This window comes from Ideonella sp. B508-1, from assembly GCF_000333615.1.
Taxonomy (GTDB): domain Bacteria; phylum Pseudomonadota; class Gammaproteobacteria; order Burkholderiales; family Burkholderiaceae_C; genus Ideonella.
Genome location: NZ_BADL01000456.1, coordinates 1 through 4,589, shown reverse-complemented (window position 1 = coordinate 4,589; position 4,589 = coordinate 1). Strand labels below are relative to the sequence as shown.

Genomic DNA, 4,589 nt, shown 5'->3' with positions numbered 1-4,589 from the left:
CATCGGGGATCCTCTCTATGCTGACTGGGTGCGCCAGCTGTCGCCGGCCCTGTCCTACATCGTGCCCCTGGCCGTGCCTATCTTCGTGCTCATCGAGAGTCGGCTGATCCAGGAGAACTGGCCCGCGGCGCAGCACTTGCTTCCGCTCCCGCGCTCTCGCCCGGCGCCGGCCGAGGAGGTGCCGGTGACGGTGCCTCGCCTGCCCACGGCGCTCCCGCAGGATCTGCCGGTGCCAGTAGAGGTGGACCACGTCCCGGATCCTTCCGAACCGGGCGCGCAAGTCGAGCGCCCCTTGTGGCCAGAGCTGCTGGCGGCAGGCACGGGGATCACCGCCTTTGTCACCTTTGCTGTGCTGCATTTCATGCCGCCACCGGCGGCACAGATGCCTCGATTCGACTGCCAGAGTGGAGAGATCGCGGTCTTTTACCGACATGGGCTGCAGCAGTTCCGCCTGTCGGCCGGTGGCAAGGAGGCGCAGGGCCTGGTGTCCTTCGACAACCAGATCGACTGGGGGAATTACCACGCCGTCAGCACCACCCTGGGCTTTGCGCCGCCGACTCGGGTGGATTACCTGGACGCGCGCACCTTGAGCCTCAATGGCGGCATGTTCGACCACGTCAGTTGCAAGGGGCACTGACCATGGTGAACATGGGCGCGCCGCGTCGCCCGTCCGTCTGGGGCCGCTGGCTGGCGACGCTCGGGCCCGGCCTGATCGTCATGCTGGCCGACAACGATGCCGGCAGCGTCATCACGGCGGCCCAGAGCGGTCATGAATGGGGCTATCGGCTGCTCCTGCTGCAGGTCCTTCTGGTGCCGCTGCTGTTCGTGGTCCAGGAGCTGGCGGTGCGGCTGGGCCTGGCCAACGGCAAGGGCTTCAGCGAACTGATCCTCGAGCGTTTCGGCCGCGGCTGGGCCTGGCTGTTCGTCGCCGCGCTGGTGAGCAGTTGCCTCGGCGCCCTGGTGACGCAGTTCAGCGGCCTGGTGGGCATCGGCCAGCTCTACGGCCTGCCCGCCTGGTTCAGCGTGGCCTGGCTGGTGGTGCTGGTGCTGGCCATGGTGCTCACCGGCAGCTATCACGGGGTGGAACGCGTGGCCTTGCTGTTCGGTCTGTTCGGTCTGGCCTTTCTGATGGTGGCCTGGCGGGCCCACCCGGTGGGCGGGCAGGTGTGGCGTCAGATGGGCGACATGCCCATGGGCAACGGCCGCTACCTCTACCTGCTGGCGGCCAACCTCGGCACCAGCGTCATGCCGTGGACGGTGTTCTACCAGCAGTCGGCCCTGATCAACAAAGGCCTGTCCCTGCGAGACCTCCCGGCGGCGCGCTGGGACACGCTGTTCGGCGCGCTCGTGTGTCAGCTGCTGGCGGCCGCGGTGCTGGTGGCCGCGGCCGCCACCGCGGGGGCCAGCCAGGGCAGCGCCTTCGACAGCGTGGGCGACATCGCGCAGGCCTTCACACACACCTTGGGCGCCTCCTGGGGGCAGGAGGTGTTCGCGCTCGGACTGGGGGGCGCCGCCATGGTGGCGACCGTGGTCATCTGCCTCTCGCTGGCCTGGGCCGTGGGTGAGGCCAGCGGGCGCCGTCATGCGCTGGCCGATCACCCCCGTCAGGCGCCGCGGCTGCAGCTGCCCCTGGTGCTGTTGCTGCTGGTGGCCGGCGGCCTGGTGGTCTCCGGCATGAACCTGGTGGATCTGTCCATCACCACCGGGGTGGTGAATGCCCTCCTGCTGCCGGTGCTGCTGGGTTTCCTGTATCGGCTGGCGCGGACAGAATTGCCCCCTGCCTTGCGACTGCGCGGTGCCTATGGCGCCTTGGTCGGTTGCATGTTTGTCATCGCGGCGACCGTCGGCGTCGTTGCAGGTGTCCTGGGTCTGGTGACCTGAACCCGGCGCTGGCGCGCCATAACCACGTTTTCCATGGACTTTCTCCTTCTTCTCAAGATCGCCCTGCTCGCCGCCGTCCAGGGAGCGGCCGAGTTGCTGCCCGTCTCCAGTTCGGCCCACGTCATCGTGACCGAGAAGCTGCTGGGGCTCGATCCCACGGCCCCCGAGATGACGCTGCTGCTGGTGATGCTCCACACCGGCACGATGCTGGCGGTCATCGTGTACTTCTGGCGCCAATGGCATGCCGCCTACTTCGCCACCGCCCAGCGCCGCCGCGATGGCCTCATCAACGTGCTGCTGGCCACCCTGGCCACCGGGGTGGTGGGGCTGGCGCTGCAGTCGTTCATCAAGCACGTGTTCGCGGCCAACGCCGATCATTTCGAGATCGAGCAGCTCTTCGGCAACGCCAAGCTGATGGCCGGTGCGCTGGCTGCCGCCGGTGTGCTCATCATCGTGTCGTCGCGCATCCCGCCGGGTCGGCGTGACGTGCTGTCGGCGCGGGCCTCGCTGTGGATCGGCGCGGTGCAGGGCCTGTGTCTGCCCTTCCGCGGCTTCTCCCGCTCGGGGGCCACCATCTCCACCGCCCTGGTGCAGGGCCTGCGCCGTGAGCGCGCCGAGGAGTTCAGCTTCGCCCTGGCCGTGGTGCTCACGCCGGCTGTGGTGGTGAAGGAGGTCTACCGCCTGTTCAGCCACCATGCCGCGGCCAGCGGGGCCCCGGCGCTCAACGGTGCCGCCGTGCTGCACCTGTTGGGGCCGGGGCTGCTGGGCATGGTGCTCAGCTTCGGCGTGGGCCTGCTGGCGCTGCGCTGGCTGTCCAGCTGGCTGGAGGCCGGACGCTGGCACCTGTTCGGCGCCTACTGCCTGCTGGCCTCGGGGGTGGTGCTCTGGGTGGGCTGAAGGCCGGCCTCAGCCCTGGGCGCTGATGGCCGCATGCAGGGCCAGGAAGTCCTGCGTCAGCTTGTGCCGCGCATCCAGGTGGATGAGCGGCAGGTTGCGCTCGTGGGATTCCTTCACCTTGACGCTGCTGCCCAGGTAGGGCTGCAGCACCGGCAGGCCCTCGTCCACCAGTTCCTGCACGATGCGCTGGGGCAGGCTGGCCCGCGGCTGGAACTGGTTGACCACGATGCCGCTGACCTTCAGCGCCTCGTTGTGGTCGGACTGGATCTCCTGCACGTTCTCCAGCAGAGCGTAGAGCGCGCGGCGCGAAAAATCGTCGCAGTCGAAGGGGATCAGGCAGCCCTCGGCCGCGATCAGCGCCGAGCGGGTGTAGAAGTTCAGCGCCGGCGGCGTGTCGATCCAGATCTCGTCGTAGCCGGCGGCCTGCAGCTCGGCCAGCGCGTCGCGCAGCTTGTAGATCTTGTAGCGCGACTCCAGCTTGCCGTGCATGTCGTCCAGCGCCGGGCTGGAGGCCATCAGGTCCAGGCCGTCGAAAGGCGTGGCGGTGATGAACTCGTCCAGCGTCGGGGTGCGCACGCTGAACTTGAGCTGCTGCTCGAAGAAGTCGGCCACGCCGGCCGGGGCCTCGTCGGCGGCCTCGCCCAGCAGGTAGCGGGTGGAATTGCCCTGGGGATCCAGGTCCACCAGCAGGGTGCGCAGGCCCTGGCTGGCGCTGATGGCGGCCAGGTTGCTGGCGATGGTGGACTTGCCGACACCGCCTTTTTGATTGAAAACCACCCGACGCATGGTCAGCTCCGCTTCTGCATGGCTTGAGTGGGTGTCATTGTGCACTGCGACAAGGCGAAACGGCAGCATCGCCGGGCTTCGAGGTTACAGTCTCCGGCCTGCCCTGGCAGATGCCTCTCCCACTGGATCAGGATGTCGATGACCCAGCTTCGTGACGTGCGATCCCGGCCCCGGTGCCGGCGCCCAGCCAGGCTCGCCTGGCTGGCGGGGCTGCTGCTCGGCCTTGCCACGGCGGCCCCGGCCCAGACCCTGTCGGTGACGCCAAGGGTGGGCGTGTTCTCCCAGCTGATGGTGCGGGGCATGCTGCTGAGCGATGGCCACCACCCCGTGGGCCTGGCGGGCCTGGACCTCTACAGCACCGATGGTTGGTCGCTGGGGGGCTCCCTGATGCGTCTGAAGGCCGGCGACGGCCGCCTGGCCACGGAGCTGTCCTGGCGCGCCGGTTACGAGCAGGCCCTGGACGACACCTGGGCCTGGTCGCTGCAGGCGCGCCATGACAGCTCGCCCGACAACCGGGTGCTGCAGGTCTGGTGCTACAACCAGCTGGGCGCCAACCTGAGCATGTCCGACCTCTTGAGCCTGGGCTGGAGCTGGCGTCCCCGGCACGGCCCCGGCTGCGACAGCCAGATCCAGTCCCCCATCCAGGCGGTGGATCTCAACGGGCGCTGGCCGTTGGCCCTGGGCATCGGCGTGGACCTGGGCGTGGGGCGCCTTTACGACGGCGGTGCAGGCAGCTACAGCTACGGCCAGTGGGGCCTGTACGCCGACCGGGACGGCTGGAGCCTGGCCCTGACCCGTGTCCAGACCGATGGGGCCTACAGCGGCTTGTACGGCCAGCTGGGCCGGCCGCGCTGGGTCCTGAGCTGGGTCTGGCAGGGCCTGTGAGACGGGGGAGGGCCAGGCGAATCCTGCCCGGATGTTTGCGAATGCAACCATTCGGACCGCTTCCGGTACTCACCCCGCACAGACACCGCACCGACACCTTCCCACCATGGACTCTAGAGGTCCCCGGTCCGAGCTCGAAT

Annotated in this window: 5 protein-coding genes; 4 read left to right on the top strand and 1 reads right to left on the bottom strand. The window is 68.8% G+C overall.

Features of this window, described 5'->3' with window-relative positions; genetic code table 11:
* The 3 genes from I73_RS28920 to I73_RS18445 all read left to right on the top strand — a co-directional run.
* Nucleotides 1-637, top strand: a 637-nt coding sequence (locus tag I73_RS28920; RefSeq protein WP_234409544.1) for a hypothetical protein, incomplete at its 5' end; no start/stop codon positions are given.
* An 11-nt stretch (nt 638-648) separates the two neighbouring features.
* A complete protein-coding gene (locus I73_RS18450; RefSeq protein ID WP_234409543.1) occupies nt 649-1,881 on the top strand; it encodes an NRAMP family divalent metal transporter in 1,233 nt (410 codons plus the stop codon).
* 33 nt (nt 1,882-1,914) lie between these two features.
* Complete coding sequence (locus I73_RS18445; protein ID WP_022981969.1) at nt 1,915-2,778, top strand: undecaprenyl-diphosphate phosphatase; 864 nt, start codon at nt 1,915-1,917, stop codon at nt 2,776-2,778.
* Nucleotides 2,779-2,787: 9 nt separating this feature from the next.
* Here the strand turns inward: I73_RS18445 and I73_RS18440 are convergent, their stop codons facing one another.
* Nucleotides 2,788-3,564 carry a ParA family protein gene (locus I73_RS18440; RefSeq protein WP_022981968.1) on the bottom strand — a complete coding sequence of 259 codons (777 nt, stop codon included), beginning with the start codon at nt 3,562-3,564 and terminating at the stop codon, nt 2,788-2,790.
* Nucleotides 3,565-3,702: 138 nt separating this feature from the next.
* Between I73_RS18440 and I73_RS18435 the strand changes: the two genes are divergently transcribed.
* Nucleotides 3,703-4,449, top strand: coding sequence for a hypothetical protein (locus tag I73_RS18435; RefSeq protein ID WP_148289847.1), 747 nt, complete (start codon nt 3,703-3,705; stop codon nt 4,447-4,449).
* The last annotated feature ends 140 nt before the right edge of the window (nt 4,450-4,589 follow it).